The organism is Caballeronia sp. Sq4a (assembly GCF_023170545.1).
In the GTDB taxonomy this organism is placed as follows: Bacteria; Pseudomonadota; Gammaproteobacteria; order Burkholderiales; family Burkholderiaceae; genus Caballeronia.
The window spans coordinates 318,141-334,882 of the sequence record NZ_CP084250.1 but is presented as its reverse complement, the minus strand read 5'-3'; the positions used below and the strand labels follow the sequence as shown (position 1 = coordinate 334,882).

Genomic DNA, 16,742 nt, shown 5'->3' with positions numbered 1-16,742 from the left:
TGCCGCACGGGCGAGGTGCGGCTTCTGTCTTGGCGCGTTCGCTCGTTCTGCGCGTGCCGAGCCGCCCGCATTGAGGCGCGCCGCATCGGCGCAAATTGGCATGATGCTTGCAAAAATCCGGGCCGCCGTGAACACCACGCCATAAGCGCGACAGCGCCCACCCGGAACCCTCATGTCCAATCTCATTGCATCGCTCAAGAGCGGCAACTGGCGCTCGCTTCTCGCCTGCTTCCTCTACTTCGATACGGGCTTCACCGTCTGGGTGTTGTACGGGCCGCTCGCGCCGTTCATCGGGCGCGACATCGCGATGTCGGCGGCGCAACAGGGCTTTCTCGTCGCGGTGCCGGTGCTGGCCGCCGCGATCCTGCGCGTGACGCTCGGCAATCTGTATCAATCGACCGATGGCCGCCGCGTCGCGCTCATGGGCGTGCTGCTCTCGTCGATCCCGTCGGTCGTGCTGCCGCTCGTTCCCGGCGTGCCGTCGTATGCGCTCTTGCTCGTGCTCGGCGTGTTTCTCGGCATGGGCGGCGCGAGCTTCGCCGTCGCGTTGCCGATGGCCGGCAGCAACTATCCGCCGAAGGTGCAGGGGCTCGTCTTGGGCCTCGCCGCCGCCGGCAACATCGGCGCGGTGCTCGACGGCTTCCTGTTCCCGCATCTGGCCGATGCCTTCGGCTGGAAGCTATCGACCGCCGCCGCGCTGCCGCTGCTCGCGATCACGGCTGCCGCGCTGTTCGCATGGGCGTCGGATGCGGGCGAAAAAACCGGCAGCACGATGCGCGCGCTCGCCAGCTTCGCCGTGACGCTCGTGAGTCTCGTCGTGCTCGTGCTCGTGGTACACGGCGGCGTGTTCGGCGCGGGACGCACGGGCGTCCTGCTGCTGCCGGTGCTCGGCGCGCTCATCGCCATTGCGGTGCTGCCGCGCCGCTATCGTTCGGTGCTGGGCGAACGCGATACGTGGGTCATCATGCTCATCTACAGCATCACGTTCGGCGGGTTCGTCGGCATGTCCTCGTATGTGACGCTGCTGCTGACTTCGCTCTATCAGATGCCGAAGCTCGAAGCCGGGCTCTTCATGTCGCTGCTCGCGTTTCTCGGCGCGATCGTGCGGCCGTTCGGCGGCTATGTCGCGGATCGCGTGACCGGCGTGCGCGCGTTGCTCGTGCTGCTCGCGGTCATCGCCGCCGCCGATTTCGCGTTCGCCATCTGGATGCCGCCGGTCGCGGGCGGCCTCGGCTTGCTCGTGTGCCTGTATCTCGCGTTCGGGCTCGGCAACGGCTCGACGTTCCAGCTCGTGCCGCATCGCTGGAAGGGAAAGACCGGGCTGCTGTCCGGCATCGTCGGCGCGGCGGGCGGCATCGGCGGCTTCTATCTGCCGGTCATCATGGGCATCGCGAAGGAAAGCACCGGCAGCTATCAGATGGGATTCGCGACGTTCGGCGTGCTCGCGACGGGCGCGTTCGGCGCGCTATTCCTGCTGCGTTCGCAATGGCTGCGGTGGTCGGCAACATCAGCGCAAGGACACGACGCCGTCGCGATCAACGGCGCGCACGCGATGGAATGATGCGGCAATTCATGGGCCGGCGATCGCTCTCGATTGCCGGCCAGCGCGCGAAGGCGAAGACCCACAGCATGATGAAGTTCACGATGGGCAGCAGTTCGGTGGCTAGCCACCAGCCGGAATACGCATTTACCGATAGATAATCAGCACGCAGAAGACGATAACGATAAATCAGTGCGATGCCTTTTCCACAGTACGACTAAACAATCCCGCGAGAACATATACCAGCTTCGGCTAGCCGCGGCCGTGCGACCGCGACTTTCAGATTTTTCCTTCAAACCTTCGCTGCATCGTCCTGTTCGACCACAGGCTCGACCGTCCGCTGCTGCTGCAACGCCCACATCTGCGCAAAGAGTCCGCCCGCCCGGAGCAACTCCGCATGCGTGCCGCGCTCGACCACGCGCCCATGATCCATCACGATGATCTGCTCGGCATGCACGACCGTCGAGAGCCGGTGCGCGATGATGAGCGTCGTCCGCTCGCGGGCGATGGAATCGAGTTCGCGCTGAATGGCGCGCTCGGACTTCGAATCCAGCGCGGATGTCGCTTCGTCGAAGATAAGGATCGGCGGGTTCTTCAACAGCGTGCGCGCAATCGCCACGCGCTGCTTCTCGCCGCCCGACAGCTTCAAACCGCGCTCGCCGACGGTCGTGTCGTAACCCGCCGGCAACGCTTCGATGAAGTCGTGAATATGCGCTGCGCGCGCCGCCGCCATCACTTCCTCGCGGCTCGCGGAAGGCCGTCCGTACGCGATGTTGTAGTAGATCGAATCGTTGAAGAGCACGGTGTCCTGCGGCACGATGCCGATGGACGCGCGCAGCGAATCCTGCGTCACATCGCGAATGTCCTGCCCGTCGATGACGATGCGCCCGCCCGTCGTGCGGTCCAGATCGTAGAAGCGAAAAAGCAGCCGCCCGAGCGTGGATTTCCCCGAGCCGCTATGGCCGACGACCGCGGTCGTCGTGCCCGCCGCGATGGTGAAATCGACGTTATGCAGAATCTGCCGAGCGGGTTCATACGCGAAGCTCACGTTCTCGAAACGCACCTCGCCGCCTGTCACGTCGAGCGGCGGCGCGTTCGGCGCATCCGGCACTTCGCGGCCCGCGCCGAGCAGCGTGAACATGCGGTCCATGTCGGTCAGCGCCTGCTTCAACTCGCGATACACCACGCCGAGAAAATTCAGCGGAATATAGAGCTGCAGCATGAACGTGTTGATGAGCACGAGATCGCCGAGCGTGAGCCGCCCCGCCATCACGCCCTGCGTCGCACGCCAGAGAATGAACACGAGCCCGAGGCCGATAATCGTCTGCTGCCCGAAGTTCAGCATCGAAAGCGACCGCTGCGATTTGATCGCCGCCGCGCGGTAACGCTGCAGATTTTCGTCGTAGCGGCGCGTTTCCCATTCTTCGTTGCCGAAGTACTTCACCGTCTCGTAGTTGAGCAGGGAATCGATGGCGCGCGAATTGGCCTTCGAATCTAGCTCGTTCATCGTGCGTCGATAGTGCGTGCGCCACTCCGTCACTTTCACCGTAAACGCGATATACGTGCAGAGCGCGATGAACGTGACGATCGCGTAATAGGCCTCGTACTTCGTCACGAAAAACGCGAGCACGAGCCCGACCTCGACGAGCGTCGGCAAGATGCTGTACAGCGAATACGAGACGAGTTGCTGAATGCCACGCGTGCCGCGCTCGATGTCGCGCGACATGCCGCCCGTCTGCCGCTCCAGATGAAACCGCAGCGACAGCGAATGCAGATGGCGGAACACCTTCAGCGCGAGTTGCCGCACGGCGCTTTCGGTCACTTTGGCGAAGAGCAGTTCGCGCAGTTCGGTGAAGAGCGAAGTCGACAGCCGCACGCCCGCATAGGCGATCACGAGCAGCCCGATGCCGCCGATCAGCACGATGCCCGGCGCATCATGCGCGCGGCCGAGCGCGGTGAGATGCTGCATCGAGGCGAGGCTATCGACGATGCGCTTCATCACGATCGGCACGCCGAGATTGGCGACCTTCGCGCCGATCAGGCACGTCAGCGCGAACGCGACGCGCCATTTGTAAGTGGTGAGATAAGGCAGCAGCGAGCGGATCGTCTGCCAGTCGTTGCGCGGACCTTGTGCGACCGGACCGGGCTCGGTGTTGGAATAGCGGCGCATGTATTCGAGTGGAGAAGGCGCGTCGCGCGCGGCGCGGGGACGCCTTTTGCTTGTCTTCAAGCGGGCGCACGCGGGCGCGTGCTTCCCGTACAATTTGCCGAAGGCCGGCCGCCGAAGGCGGGGCCTATCCTTATAACTCATGCATTGTCGCAGAAGGATCACGGCCACGCTCGCGGCCACCTTCTGCACGGAACGACGACGTCAACCGGGACCCTCTCATGCCGCAAGATTCCAAGCTACCTCAGAAACCCGTCGCGCTGCGCGTGGTGCCGCAACCTGCCGACGCGAACGTGCACGGCGACGTCTTCGGCGGCTGGATCATGGCGCAAGTCGACATCGCGGGCTCCATCCCGGCGAGCCGCCGCGCGAACGGCCGCGTCGCGACCATCGCGGTCAATTCGTTTCTCTTCAAGCAGCCGGTATTCGTCGGCGATCTGTTGAGCTTCTACGCGGATATCGTGAAGACCGGCAATACGTCGATCACCGTTTCCGTCGAAGTCTTCGCGCAGCGCATGAGTCTCGCGGAGGAGGTCGTCAAGGTGACGGAAGCGACGCTCACCTACGTCGCCACCGACCACGACCGCCGCCCGCGCGCCCTGCCTCCGCTCGACTGAGCGCGCTCAGTTCGCCAGCACGCCGTGCCGCAGCAAGCCGGGAATGGCTTCCTGCGGCATCGGGCGTGAGAACAGAAAGCCCTGCATCTCGTCGCAATCACGCTCGCGCAGGAATTCGTGCTGCGCGGGCGTCTCGACGCCTTCCGCGATCACCTGAAGTTCCAGCGAATGCGCGAGCGCAATGATCGCGGAGGTGATCGTTTCGTCGTCGCCCGACGAGCCGATATCCGCGACGAAAGACCGGTCGATTTTCAGCCGATGCACCGGAAACCGCTTGAGATACGACAGGCTCGAATAGCCGGTGCCGAAGTCGTCGATCGCAATGCCGATGCCGAGCGCCGATAGCTCGGAGAGCATCATCACGGCGTCTTCGGCGTTGCGCATGATCGCGCTTTCGGTCAGTTCGAGCTCCAGATAATGCGGCGCGAGCCCGGTTTCCGCGAGCACGGACGTGACGAGCGTCGCGATATCGCGCTGCTGGAAATGTCGCGCGGACAGATTCACCGACACGCGCGCGGGCGGCAGCCCCGCGTCCTGCCACGCCTTGTTCTGACGGCACGCCTCGCGCAACACCCATTCCGAGAGCGGCCCGATCAGCCCGCACTCTTCCGCCACCGGAATGAACGCGGCCGGCGACACGAGCCCTTGCTCCGGATCGCGCCAGCGCACCAGCGCCTCGATACCGACGATCGCGCCCGTCGCCATATCGACTTGCGGCTGATAATGCAGCAGGAATTCGCCGTCGCGCAGCCCGCGCCGCAGTCGCCGCTCCATATCGAGCCGCGCGCCGACGCTCGCGTTCATCTCCGGCTGATAGAACTGATACGTGTTGCGGCCCATGTCCTTCGCGCGATACATCGCGAGATCGGCTTTCTTCAGCACGGTTTCGGCGTCGTCGCCGTCCTGTGGGAAGACGCTCGCGCCCATGCTGCAACCGACGTAAAGCTCGGTTTCGTCGAGCCAGATGGGCTCGGAGATCGTCGCGCGCGTGCGCTCCATCCACGCGGTAAGCGCGGCTTCGTCGGCCAGATCCGGCAGCACGATCACGAACTCGTCGCCGCCATGACGCGCCACCGTATCGCCGGAACGCGCCGAGCGCGCGAGCCGCTCGCCGATCACCGCGAGCAGCCTGTCACCGACGCTATGTCCCAGGCTGTCGTTCACGTTCTTGAAGCCGTCGAGGTCCATGAACACGACCGCGATCTGCGAGTTGCGCCGCCGCGCCTCATCGATCGCACGTTGCAGGCGGTCGCGCAGCAGGTTGCGGTTGGGCAGGCGCGTGAGCGTGTCGTAATTCGCCTGATATTCGAGCTGCTCCTGATAGTTCATCAGGTCGGTCACGTCGTTGATGATGCCGATGTGATGCGTCGTGTGCCCTTGCGCGTTGGGCACGGGCGCGACGAACAACTGATTCCAGAAAAGCCCGCCGTCCTTGCGATAGTTGCGCAGCACGACGCTCGCTTCCGCGTTGACGGCGAGCGCGCGGCGAATTGAGGTGAGCCCTTCCTGCTCGCCGTCCGGGCCATGCAGAAAGCTGCAATCGCGGCCGATGACTTCGCTCGGGTCGTAGCCCGTGATGCGCTTGAACGCGGGATTCGCATACTCGATCACATGCGCGCCGTTCACGACGCCGGTGATCAGAATGGCGTTCACGCTCGCATCCAGCGCGCGGCTTTGCAGACGCAGCGCGAGTTCGGCGCGCTTGCGGTCGGTCACGTCGTGATAGGAGCCGAGCACGCCGATGGTCTCGCCTTCGCCGTCCATCAGCGGCAGCTTGCTGATGACGACCGTATGCAGCGTGTCGCCGACGAGCACGTCGTGCTCGTGGTGCATCTTCGGCACGGTGGTCAGAACCACCTCCTGATCGTCGGCGCGGATCATGTCGGCCGCGGCGCTCCACGGCAGTTCGTAATCCGTCTTGCCGACGATCTGCTCGTTGTACGCGAGCCCCGCGTCGCGGGCGAACGCGTTGTTACAGCCGAGATAGCGCAGATCGCGGTCCTTCCAGAACACGCGCTGCGGAATGTTGTCGATGATCGTTTCGAGCATCTCGTTCGAGCGGCGCGCCTCGGCTTCAGCGTTGATGCGGTCGGTCACGTCGTTCGCCAGCATGAAGAGGCCCGGCCGGTTCGAATACGTGAGCGCGTGATGCGAGACGTCCGCGCTGATGGTCGCGCCATCGCGATGCCGGTAACGCCACACGCCACCCGAACGCTGGCCGTGCGTCGCGCGCTCTCCCGCTTCGCCCGTCTCGCCTTCGCTGCGCGCGAGCCGCGCGGCGAAACGGTCGAAGTCGTCGGCGACGTGCAGATCCCGCAGCGTCATCTCCATGAACTCGGCTTCCGAGTAGCCGAAATGCTCGCGCGCCGCCGGGTTCACGGCGACGAAGCGCATGGTCTCGCGATCGACGATCCACATCGGCACCGGATGCGCCTCGAACATGCTGCGAAAGCGCTCGTTGCTGCGATGCTTCGCCCGCGCGAGCCCGATCTTCTCGCGCGCCGAACGCTCGTGAGTCACGAAAAGCGTGATGAGCGCGCCGCTGCCGAGCAGCATCGTGAACGCGAGCAGCAGCATGGCGCCGCCCGATGCCTGCGCGGAGCGGTCGAGCGCCGCCGTGGTCGCGGTGTCGATGCGGTCTCGCAGCGCCGCGAGCGCATCGTCGAGCGCCTGCTGGTCTTCGGAGAGCAGCACGAACGCGGTGTCGGCCCAGGCGCGCGATTCATCGGCGCTTGCGCGGCGCGTGCGCTCGTCGGCCAGATTCGCGTCGGAGCGCATGGCGGCCGCGCGCGCGGCGAGCGCATCGAACGCGTCGCCTGCGCCGGGTTGCATCGCAAACTGCGCGCGCAGCCCGCTTTCCAGCGCGTCGAGATGCTTCTCGCGCGCTTCGTGCTGCGCGGCCGGCTCGGCGATGCCCGTCGCCTCGAAGCGGCTCAGTTGCGTGAGCGCCTCGCCGAGCGCCCCGCGATACGCGGCGAGGTCGCGCAGCAGACTCATCGAGCGGAGCGTGCTCGCGTTGGTCGCGCGCAGATCGACGATTCGCTGACACGCGACGAATGCGTTCGCGCCGAGCGCGGCCAGCACGACGGCGACGTTCACGAGGAAACGCCCGGAGAGGAAACGAGTCATGAGCGGCAAGCGGTTCCTTTGCTGCGGTGGCCGCGCCGCGAGCGTCATGCCCGGCGCGCGCCCACGCAAAAGCGCGGCGCGAACCGGCAGGCTCGCACCGCGATTGATGGATAACGCGGATAACGGCAGCTTTCGCGCGGGCTTGAGGGCTGCCCGCGAAAATCAGCCGCTCATGATGCGCATACGCTCATTCGGCGAGACCGAATTCGCGCATGGCGGGCAGGAAGTCGTGATTAAGTTTGTCGGTATTGCGCGAGAGCTTGGCGAGCGCGTAACGCTGAAAGCGGTCGAGCGCGGCCCAGCGCGAGAGGCTCGGCGCGCTCAGGCCCGCGAGGCTGCTCTGGCGGATGACGGCTTCGGGCACGGCGTCGGCATGCGCCCAGACCGGATCGGCGTCGCGCTCGATTTTTTCCGGCGCGGCATTCGCGTGCGTCTTCAGCATTTCTTCGAGCGCGAGGTCGAAGTTCTTCTCCAGTTCGATATCGTCTTCGACCGGAAAGCGCGCGAGCAGCACGCGATCGTCATACGGAAGCATCTGCCACTGATCGAGCGTGATGCGCATGCCGAAGCGGTCGAGATTGAAGCGTACCGAGAGCGGAATGAAGCGCAGATTGTCCGAGGATTCGACCTCGAACCCGAAGAGACGAGCGGTATCGTAAAGTCCCATGGCGTAGCCTCATTGGAGTGAGGGGCGCGCGCCGGCGCGCATCGCCCGCTTAAGTTATTGTAGGGCTTGGTACTGGGCTGAAACCGTGCAAGCAGCAGGTTTGATTAGCAATGCTCATACCCGGACCACGCAGTGTAGGGAGAACAAGGTGGACCCACTGGAAACTGAGGAACAGCCGGGCTATGTCGAACGGCGCGTGCGAAGACATCGCGGCGGACAAAGCGCCGTCGCAAACGATAACGTCGGTCAGGAATGGCCCGTCGCGCTCGTCTATAACGGCATCTCGCACGCGGTGATGATGTGCACGCCGCGCGATCTCGAAGCGTTCGCCGTGGGCTTTTCGCTGACCGAAGGCATTGTCGAGCGTGGCAGCGATATTCACGACATCGAAGTCTATTACCGCGACGACGGTCACGCGCTGCCGCATGCCGAAGTGCATCTGCAAGTCGTGCAGCAGGCATTCGCGTCGCTGAAGGACAAGCGTCGCGCGCTCGCGGGGCGCACGGGCTGCGGCGTGTGCGGCATCGAGAGCATCGACTTGCTCGATCTTCAGCCGGAGCGCGTGCCGGATACCGGCTTTCTGGCGCGCGTCGCGTCGGATGCCATCGAGCGGGCGGCTCGCGAGCTCCCGGCGCATCAGCGCTTGACGAAGCTCACCGGCGGCCTGCATGCCGCCGCCTGGTGCGATGAAACCGGCGCGGTGCGGTATGCGTTCGAAGATGTCGGCCGTCATAACGCGCTGGACAAGCTCATCGGAGAACTCGTGCTCCGGCGCGAGAACACGACGCAGGGCTTCGTGTTTCTGTCGAGTCGCGCGAGCTATGAACTCGTGCGCAAGTCGGCGCGCGTCGGCGTGCCGATGGTCGCGACCATCTCCGCGCCGACGTCGCTCGCTATTGCCATCGCGAAGCAGGCGGGGTTGCGGCTCGTGAGTTTTGCGCGGGAGGCGGGGTTCGTGGAGTATGAGGTGGAGTAGAAGGTGGAGCGAAGGCGGCGCTCACTGACCGCCGCACGACACGTCGCCTTCCTTGCAGTGCAACTGCGCGGCGAGATGCGCGGTTTGCGCTTGCGTCAGCGTTTCGACGCACATCGCGGTTTGCATCGAATTGATGCTGCCGCCGCGCGTGCCCATGGTGTCGAACGCGCATTGCGCGTCGCGCCATGCGAGCCACGCGCGCTGCGCCTTGCGCAATTGCTCCGCGCCTTCTTTGCTCACCTTCGACAGCAGCGTGCGGTAGGTGTCGTTGAGCCTTTGGTCCGCGGCTTTCAATTCGCGGACCACGCACTCGTCCATCGCCATTTGCGTGCTCGCGTTGTCCATGCACGCCGACGAGTCCGCCCACGCGGGCACGGTCGCGCAGACAAGCGTTGCGAGAAGGAGCGGTACGAGTCGCATGGAACGTGTCTCCGCTTGAACGGCATCGGCTGCGGGCCGCTTCGTCAGCGGCACGGCATCACTGAAACCGGCTGAAATCCGCCTTCCGCTTCTCCAAAAACGCGGCAAACGCCTCCCGCGCCTCCGGCCCTGCAAGCATCCGCGAAAAATGCGCCGCCTCTTCTTCCATGCGCGCGGCCACTTCGTTGCGTTGCTCGCCCTTCATCAGCGCCTTCGCCGTTTTGAGCGATGACGCCGGCAGCGCCGCCAACCGTCTCGCTCGCTCGAACGCATACGCATCGAGTTCGGCGGCATCCATCGCGCCGTTGACGAAGCCCATGCTGATCGCTTCGTTCACGTCGAACGCCTCGCCCAGCAGCAGCTTTTCCGCCGCGCGCTGATACCCCGCGATGCGTGGCAGCAGCAAACTCGACGCCGCCTCCGGACACAGCCCGAGTTGCACGAACGGCAGCGAGAACTTCGCGTTCTTCGCGGCGTAGACGATATCGCAATGCAAAAGCATCGTCGTGCCGATGCCGACCGCCACGCCCGCCACCGCCGCGACGATAGGCTTCGGCATGCCGCTCAGGCGTCGCAGGAACTGGAACACGGGCGCGTCGAGATTCTTCGGCGGATCGTTCAGGAAGTCCTCGAGATCGTTGCCCGCGCTGAACGCGCCGCCGTTACCACGCAGCAGCACCGCGCGTACCGTCGGGTCGTTCTCCGCTTCGTACAGGCCGTCGGCCATTTCCTGATACATGGCCGCCGTGATGGCGTTCTTCTTCTCGGCGCGATTCAAAACGATGCTCAGCACGCCTTGCGCTCGTTCGATGACGATATCCATGCGGCGTCTCCTCCTGTTGTTGGCCCGCGAGCGAAGCCGCCCGCGGGCCGCCCGATTACATCCGCTCGAAAATGCCCGCCGCGCCCATGCCGGTGCCGACGCACATCGTCACCATGCCGTACTTCAGATTGCGGCGGCGCAGGCCGTGGATCACCGTCGCGGAACGGATCGCGCCCGTCGCGCCGAGCGGATGCCCGAGCGCGATCGCGCCGCCGAGCGGGTTCAGCTTCGACGTGTCGAGGCCGAGGTCGTTGATCACCGCGAGCGATTGCGCCGCGAACGCTTCGTTCAGTTCGATCCAGTCGAGGTCGTCCTGCGTCAGACCCGCGTTCCTGAGCGCGGCCGGAATCGCTTCCTTCGGCCCGATGCCCATGATTTCCGGCGGCACGCCCCGCACTGCGAAGCTCACGAAGCGCGCAAGCGGCGTCAGATCGAACTGCTTCAGGATCTTCTCGGAGACCACGATCAGCGCGCCCGCGCCGTCCGACGTCTGCGAGCTGTTGCCCGCCGTCACCGATCCCTTGTTGGCGAACACCGGGCGCAGTTTCGCGAGCGTGTCGAGCGACGTGTCCGCGCGCGGGCCTTCGTCGAACGCGATCTCGCGCGCATTCACGCGCACTTCGCCCGATGCGAGATCCGGGAAGCGTTCGTCGAGCGTGTAGGCGGCGATCTCATCGGCGAATTCGCCCGACTGCTGCGCCGCCAGCGCCTTGCGATGCGACTCCACCGCGAACGCGTCCTGCGCCTCGCGGCTCACCTTCCAGCGTTCCGCGACGCGCTCGGCGGTCAGGCCCATGCCGTACGCAATGCCGATGTCCTCGCTGCGCTCGAAGATATGCGGCGACAGCGACGGCTTGTTGCCCATCATCGGCACCATGCTCATCGACTCGCAACCGCCTGCGAGAATCGCATCGGCCTCGCCGACGCGAATGCGGTCCGCCGCCATCGCGAGCGCGGTGAGACCCGACGCGCAGAAGCGGTTCACCGTGACGCCGCCGACCGTCTGCGGCAGTCCGGCGAGCAGCGCGCCCATGCGCGCGACGTTCAGGCCCTGCTCGGCTTCGGGTATCGCGCAGCCGACGATGGCGTCTTCGATCACGCCGGTATCCAGCCCCGGCACCTGCGCGACCGCAGATTTGATCGCGTGGACGAGCAGCTCGTCCGGGCGCGTGTTCTTGAACACGCCGCGCGGCGCCTTGCCGATCGGCGTGCGGCTCGCGGCAACGATATATGCTTCCTGCAATTGTTTGCTCATAACCAGCTCCGATAGTCCGCGCGCTCAGTTGCGAACCGGCTTGCCGGTCTGCAACATGCCCATGATCCGTTCCTGCGTCTTTTGCGTGCCGAGCAGTTCGATGAACGCGCGGCGCTCCAGTCCAAGCAGCCATTCCTCGTCGACGAGACTGCCGCCTTCCACGTCGCCGCCGCACACCACTTCCGCGATACGGCTCGCAATCAGGAAGTCGTGATCGCTGATGAAGCGGCCGTCGCGCATGTTGACGAGCGACGCCTTGATGGTCGACAGCACCGAGCGGCCCGCGACCGGAATCTGCTTTGCGCGCAGCGGCGCGCGGTAGCCGGAATCCGCAAGCGCGCGCGCTTCCTTCTTCGCGATGTCGAGCAACTCGTGCACGTTGAAGACGATCGTGTCCGACGGCTTCAGATAGCCCATCGCGCGTGCTTCGAGCGCGGAGCCGGAGACCTTCGCCATCGCCGCGTCTTCGAACGGCTTCTGCAGGAACTTGAGCAGATCGCTCGTTGCGTTGACGGCGCTCGCGGCTTCGGCCGCGCGCAACGCGGCTTCCTTCAGCCCGCCGCCCGCCGGCACGAGACCCACGCCCACTTCCACCAGTCCGATATAGCTTTCGATATGCGCGACGCGCTTCGCCGAATGCAGCATCAGTTCGCAGCCGCCGCCGAGCGCAATGCCCGACACGGCGCAGACCACCGGCACGTTCGCGTACTTCACGCGCATCATGCTGTCCTGAAACTTCTTGACGAATGGCTCGATGCCTTTCGCGCCGCCCATCATGAACGCGGGCATCGCTTCTTCAAGGTTCGCGCCCGCCGAGAACGGACCGCCCGGCGCGCCGAGCGTGAGCGAAGTCGGTTGCCAGATCACCACGCCGCGATACTCCTTCTCCGCGAGTTCGATGGCTTGCGTGAGGCCGTCGAGCACGCCCGGACCGATGGTGTTCATCTTCGTCTTGAACGAGACGATGACCACGTCGCCGTCGTCGCGATCGAGCCAGGCGCGCACGCTGTCGGTTTCGAAGAGCGTCTTGCCATACGTCTTCGGATCGGCGCCGCTTTCACCGACGAGCGGCGCGCGGAACACTTGCTTCTGGTAGACCGGAAGCGTCGAGCGCGCGACGAAACGGCGAGCCTGCGGCGACCACGAGCCTTCGTTCGTGTGCACGCCGCCCTTCTCGGCGACCGGGCCGTCGAGCACCCAGGCGGGCAGCGGCGCTTTAGAGAGCGCCTTGCCCGCGTCGATGTCTTCCTGCACCCATTGCGCGACTTGCTGCCAGCCCGCCGCCTGCCAGCTTTCGAACGGGCCCTGGTTCCAGCCGAAGCCCCAGCGGATTGCGAGATCGACATCGCGCGCGTTATCCGCGATCGATTCCAGATGCACCGCGATGTAATGGAACACGTCGCGGAAAATGGCCCAGAGGAACTGCGCCTGCTTGTTGTCGGTTTCGCGCAGCAGCTTGAGGCGCTCGGCGGGCGGGCGCTTCAGAATGCGGCCGACGAGTTCGTCCGCCTTCGCGCCCGCTTCGACGTATTGCGCCGTCTGCGGGTCGAGCACCTTGATCGCCTTGCCTTCCTTGCGATAAAAGCCCGCGCCTGTCTTCTGCCCGAGCGCGCCGTTCTTCACCAGTTCGGCGAGCACGGGCGGCGTGGCGTAGACCGGGAAGAACGGATCGTCCGGCAAGTTGTCCTGCATCGTCTTGATGACGTGCGCCATCGTGTCGAGGCCGACGACATCCGCCGTGCGGAACGTCGCGGACTTCGCGCGGCCGAGGCGCGCGCCGGTCAGGTCGTCCACTTCGTCGAAACGCAGGCCGAACTTCTGGCTCTCGGCGATCACGGCGAGAATCGAGAACACGCCCACGCGATTCGCGATGAAGTTCGGCGTGTCCTTCGCGCGCACGACGCCCTTGCCGATGGCGCTCGTCAGGAACGTTTCGAGCTGGTCGAGAATCTCGGGCTTGGTCGATTCGGTCGGAATCAGTTCGACCAGATGCATGTAGCGCGGCGGATTGAAGAAGTGCACGCCGCAGAAACGCGCCTTGAGTTCATCGGAGAAGCCGTGCGAGAGCTCGGTGATCGACAAGCCCGACGTATTGCTCGCGAAGATGGCGTGCGGCGCGATGTGCGGCGAGACCTTCTTGTAGAGGTCGTGCTTCCAGTCCATGCGCTCGGCGATCGCTTCGATCACGAGATCGCACTCTGCAAGGCGCGCGATGTCGTCTTCGTAGTTCGCGGGCTCGATGTACTGCGCGTCGTCCTTCATGCCGAGCGGCGCGGGCGAGAGCTTCTTTAGATTCTCGATGGCCTTGAGCGCGATGCCGTTCTTCGGACCTTCCTTCGCGGGAAGATCGAAAAGCAGCACGGGCACGCGCGCGTTGATGAGATGCGCGGCGATCTGCGCGCCCATCACGCCTGCGCCGAGCACAGCGACTTTGCGGATGTTCAGGGTGCTCACGGGAAAGCCTCCGTATGGGGTTTGCTTTTTTGCCCGCGGCGCAGTCGAAGTCGATTGCGCCACGAGCCGTTTGATTGGGATGTCGCGGTTCGAAGAGTCGAACCGTTGCGTTGCGCTTGTGTTTAGAACAAGGCTTCGTCGTAGTCCATCATCGGCTTCGCGCCCGCGCGCGCGGCGCGGATGGTCGAAGCCGTTTCGGGCAGGAGCTTCGCGAAGTAGAAGCGCGCGGTGGCGAGCTTGGCCTTGTAGAACGCATCGCCTGATGCGGCGTTGTCGAGCGCGACGCGCGCCATGCGCGCCCAGAAGTACGAGAACACCAGATGGCCCACCGTGCGCAGATACGGCACGGCTGCGGCGCCGACTTCGTCCGGGTTCTGCATCGCCTTCATGCCGATTTCCATCGTGAGCTTCTGCACCTTCTCGCCGATATCCGCGAGCGGGTTGATGAACTCCTGCATCTCCGGCTTCACGCCTTCCTCTTCGACGAAATCCGTCACGAGCTTGCCGAAACGCTTCAGCTTCGCGCCCATGTCGCCGAGAATCTTGCGGCCGAGCAGGTCGAGCGCCTGAATGGAGTTCGTGCCCTCGTAGATCATGTTGATGCGCGCGTCGCGCACGTACTGCTCCATGCCCCACTCGGAGATGAAGCCGTGGCCGCCGTAAATCTGCATGGCGAGGTTCGTGCCTTCGAACGCGTTGTCGGTCAGGAACGCCTTGATGACCGGCGTGAGCAGCGCGACGAAATCGGCGGCTTCGCGGCGCGCGGCTTCGTCTTCGTGCGAGAGTTCCTTGTCGATGTTGAGCGCGGCCCAGTACGCGAACGCGCGGCCCGCTTCGGCATACGCCTTCTGCGTGAGCAGCATGCGGCGCACATCCGGATGGACGATGATCGGATCAGCCGGCTTCTCGGGCGCCTTCGGGCCGGTGAGCGAGCGCATTTGCAGGCGCTCTTTCGCGTAGACGAGCGAGTTCTGATACGCGACTTCCGTCAGTCCCAAGCCCTGCATGCCGACGCCCAGACGCGCCGCGTTCATCATCACGAACATGGCGTTCAAGCCCTTGTTCGCTTCGCCGACGAGCCAGCCCTTCGCGCCGTCGAGATTCATCACGCAGGTCGCGTTGCCGTGAATGCCCATCTTGTGCTCGATCGAGCCGCACTTGATGCCGTTGCGTTCGCCCGGCGCGCCGCTCGCGTCCGGGATGAACTTCGGCACGATGAACAGCGAAATGCCTTTCGTGCCGGACGGCGCGCCGGGCAGCCGCGCGAGCACCAGATGGACGATGTTCTCGGCCATGTCGTGTTCGCCGCTCGAAATGAAGATCTTCGTGCCGGTCAGCGCGTAAGAACCGTCGGAATTCGGCTCGGCCTTCGTGCGCAGGATGCCGAGGTCGGTGCCGCAATGCGGTTCGGTCAGGCACATGGTGCCGGTCCACTCGCCCGAGACGAGTTTCGAGAGATACGTCGCTTTCTGCTCCGGCGTGCCGTGCGCGTGCAGGCATTCGTACGCGCCGTGCGAAAGGCCCGGATACATGGTCCACGCCTGATTCGCCGAGTTGAGCATTTCGTAAAGCGCGTTGTTGACGAACGCGGGCAGCCCCTGGCCGCCATATTCGGGATCGCAGCCGAGCGCGGGCCAGCCCGCCTCGACGTACTGACGATACGCCTCCTTGAAGCCCGAAGGCGTCGTGACGACGCCGTCGCCCTCGTAGGTGCAACCTTCGCGGTCGCCGCTCTGGTTCAGCGGAAACACGACTTCGGAGCAGAACTTGCCGGCTTCTTCGAGCACCTGGTTGATGGTGTCCGCGTCCAGGTCGGCATGCTTCGGCATGCGCTTTAGTTCGGCTTCCACGTTCAGCAGTTCGTGCAGCACGAACTGCATGTCGCGTAAGGGGGCGGCGTACTGTCCCATGAGTCTCTCCAGTTTCTAGAACCTTGCGTCGTGCGCCGCCGAACCCTTGGGACGATTCGATCGGCGCCGCTAACGGCTGTCCGTTTGATGCGAAGTTAGATTCGTCGCCGCGCTCGTAGCTGCGTGGGCGGCCGGCTCGCTGGTTTCGCGGCCGCCGCCATCGGCAGACGAGTGCGACGTCTGATATGAAACGATCGTCTTCTCCAGCGCGTCCCGCGTCAGTTGCACCGCTTCCGGCAGATGCAGGAAACGCGCGTCGTGATGCAGGCCGAGCGTGAAGCTGTACAACTCGAAGAGCATCAGCTTCGGGTCCGTCTCCGGCTTCAGATGCCCTTCTTCCTTCGACTGGCGAATGGCCCGCAACAGCGCCTCGCGCCACGTCGTCACACTGTGGACGAGCTGCTCGCGCACCGCGCTCGCCGCGCGATCGTCGTATTCCACCGCGCCGCTGATATAGATGCAGCCGGTGGTGACTTCCTCGATGCGCTTTTCCATCCAGCGGCTCATCATCGCGCGCAGTCGCGGCAAGCCGCGCGGTTCGCGCAAGCTCGGGAAAAACACTTCGTCTTCGAACCGGCGGTGGTACTCGCGCACCACTTCCACCTGCAGATCCTCGCGCGACCCGAAGTGCGCGAACACTCCGCTCTTGCTCATCTGCATCCGCTCGGCCAAAAGACCGATGGTGAGTCCTTCCAGTCCGTCCCTGCTCGCCAGATCCAACGCTGCGTCGAGAATCGCGGCCCGCGTCTGTTCGCCTTTTCGCATGATCCCACCGTCCTCTCGT

12 protein-coding genes are annotated in these 16,742 nt (G+C 64.8%); 3 read left to right on the top strand and 9 right to left on the bottom strand.

The window, feature by feature from the left end:
- Positions 1 to 172: 172 nt before the first annotated feature.
- A complete protein-coding gene (locus LDZ24_RS01570) occupies positions 173 to 1,561 on the top strand; it encodes an MFS transporter (RefSeq protein WP_248321157.1) in 1,389 nt (462 codons plus the stop codon).
- Positions 1,562 to 1,832: 271 nt separating this feature from the next.
- On the opposite strand, the gene LDZ24_RS01565 is transcribed toward LDZ24_RS01570, so the two are convergent.
- Entirely contained in the window at positions 1,833 to 3,710 is a 1,878-nt protein-coding gene (locus LDZ24_RS01565) for an ABC transporter ATP-binding protein/permease (RefSeq protein WP_248321155.1), read from the bottom strand.
- Positions 3,711 to 3,928: 218 nt separating this feature from the next.
- Between LDZ24_RS01565 and LDZ24_RS01560 the strand changes: the two genes are divergently transcribed.
- On the top strand, positions 3,929 to 4,324 hold the full coding sequence (locus tag LDZ24_RS01560) for an acyl-CoA thioesterase (protein WP_248321154.1): 396 nt from the start codon (positions 3,929 to 3,931) through the stop codon (positions 4,322 to 4,324).
- A 6-nt stretch (positions 4,325 to 4,330) separates the two neighbouring features.
- Here LDZ24_RS01560 and LDZ24_RS01555 read toward each other — a convergent pair whose 3' ends face one another.
- Positions 4,331 to 7,453 (bottom strand): EAL domain-containing protein, encoded by a 3,123-nt coding sequence (locus LDZ24_RS01555; protein ID WP_248321152.1) that lies wholly within the window; start codon positions 7,451 to 7,453, stop codon positions 4,331 to 4,333.
- A gap of 187 nt (positions 7,454 to 7,640) precedes the next feature.
- Positions 7,641 to 8,120, bottom strand: a complete 480-nt coding sequence (locus LDZ24_RS01550) for a nitrate reductase associated protein (RefSeq protein ID WP_206467491.1) — start codon at positions 8,118 to 8,120, stop codon at positions 7,641 to 7,643.
- Positions 8,121 to 8,268: 148 nt separating this feature from the next.
- Here LDZ24_RS01550 and fdhD point away from each other — a divergent pair, with 148 nt between their 5' ends.
- A complete protein-coding gene (fdhD, locus tag LDZ24_RS01545) occupies positions 8,269 to 9,096 on the top strand; it encodes a formate dehydrogenase accessory sulfurtransferase FdhD (protein WP_248321150.1) in 828 nt (275 codons plus the stop codon).
- A 21-nt stretch (positions 9,097 to 9,117) separates the two neighbouring features.
- Here the strand turns inward: fdhD and LDZ24_RS01540 are convergent, their stop codons facing one another.
- The 6 genes from LDZ24_RS01540 to LDZ24_RS01515 form a co-directional block, all read right to left on the bottom strand.
- On the bottom strand, positions 9,118 to 9,516 hold the full coding sequence (locus LDZ24_RS01540; RefSeq protein ID WP_248321148.1) for a lysozyme inhibitor LprI family protein: 399 nt from the start codon (positions 9,514 to 9,516) through the stop codon (positions 9,118 to 9,120).
- A 58-nt stretch (positions 9,517 to 9,574) separates the two neighbouring features.
- Positions 9,575 to 10,339: an enoyl-CoA hydratase gene (locus LDZ24_RS01535; protein WP_248321146.1), complete on the bottom strand. Its 765-nt coding sequence runs from the start codon at positions 10,337 to 10,339 to the stop codon at positions 9,575 to 9,577.
- Between the two features lie 55 nt (positions 10,340 to 10,394).
- On the bottom strand, positions 10,395 to 11,594 hold the full coding sequence (locus LDZ24_RS01530) for an acetyl-CoA C-acyltransferase (protein WP_248321145.1): 1,200 nt from the start codon (positions 11,592 to 11,594) through the stop codon (positions 10,395 to 10,397).
- 24 nt (positions 11,595 to 11,618) lie between these two features.
- Positions 11,619 to 14,048, bottom strand: coding sequence for a 3-hydroxyacyl-CoA dehydrogenase/enoyl-CoA hydratase family protein (locus LDZ24_RS01525; protein ID WP_248321143.1), 2,430 nt, complete (start codon positions 14,046 to 14,048; stop codon positions 11,619 to 11,621).
- Positions 14,049 to 14,170: 122 nt separating this feature from the next.
- Entirely contained in the window at positions 14,171 to 15,958 is a 1,788-nt protein-coding gene (locus LDZ24_RS01520) for an acyl-CoA dehydrogenase C-terminal domain-containing protein (protein ID WP_248321141.1), read from the bottom strand.
- A 69-nt stretch (positions 15,959 to 16,027) separates the two neighbouring features.
- On the bottom strand, positions 16,028 to 16,723 hold the full coding sequence (locus LDZ24_RS01515) for a TetR/AcrR family transcriptional regulator (protein WP_206467484.1): 696 nt from the start codon (positions 16,721 to 16,723) through the stop codon (positions 16,028 to 16,030).
- Between the last annotated feature and the right edge of the window lie 19 nt (positions 16,724 to 16,742).

Bases quoted from the DNA above. Each gene is read 5' to 3' on its own strand.
- LDZ24_RS01570 (WP_248321157.1), top strand. From the start codon at position 173: ATGTCCAATCTCATTGCATCGCTCAAGAGCGGCAACTGGCGCTCGCTT.
- LDZ24_RS01565 (WP_248321155.1), bottom strand. From the start codon at position 3,710: ATGCGCCGCTATTCCAACACCGAGCCCGGTCCGGTCGCACAAGGTCCG.
- LDZ24_RS01560 (WP_248321154.1), top strand. From the start codon at position 3,929: ATGCCGCAAGATTCCAAGCTACCTCAGAAACCCGTCGCGCTGCGCGTG.
- LDZ24_RS01555 (WP_248321152.1), bottom strand. From the start codon at position 7,453: ATGACTCGTTTCCTCTCCGGGCGTTTCCTCGTGAACGTCGCCGTCGTG.
- LDZ24_RS01550 (WP_206467491.1), bottom strand. From the start codon at position 8,120: ATGGGACTTTACGATACCGCTCGTCTCTTCGGGTTCGAGGTCGAATCC.
- LDZ24_RS01540 (WP_248321148.1), bottom strand. From the start codon at position 9,516: ATGCGACTCGTACCGCTCCTTCTCGCAACGCTTGTCTGCGCGACCGTG.
- LDZ24_RS01535 (WP_248321146.1), bottom strand. From the start codon at position 10,339: ATGGATATCGTCATCGAACGAGCGCAAGGCGTGCTGAGCATCGTTTTG.
- LDZ24_RS01530 (WP_248321145.1), bottom strand. From the start codon at position 11,594: ATGAGCAAACAATTGCAGGAAGCATATATCGTTGCCGCGAGCCGCACG.
- LDZ24_RS01520 (WP_248321141.1), bottom strand. From the start codon at position 15,958: ATGGGACAGTACGCCGCCCCCTTACGCGACATGCAGTTCGTGCTGCAC.
- LDZ24_RS01515 (WP_206467484.1), bottom strand. From the start codon at position 16,723: ATGCGAAAAGGCGAACAGACGCGGGCCGCGATTCTCGACGCAGCGTTG.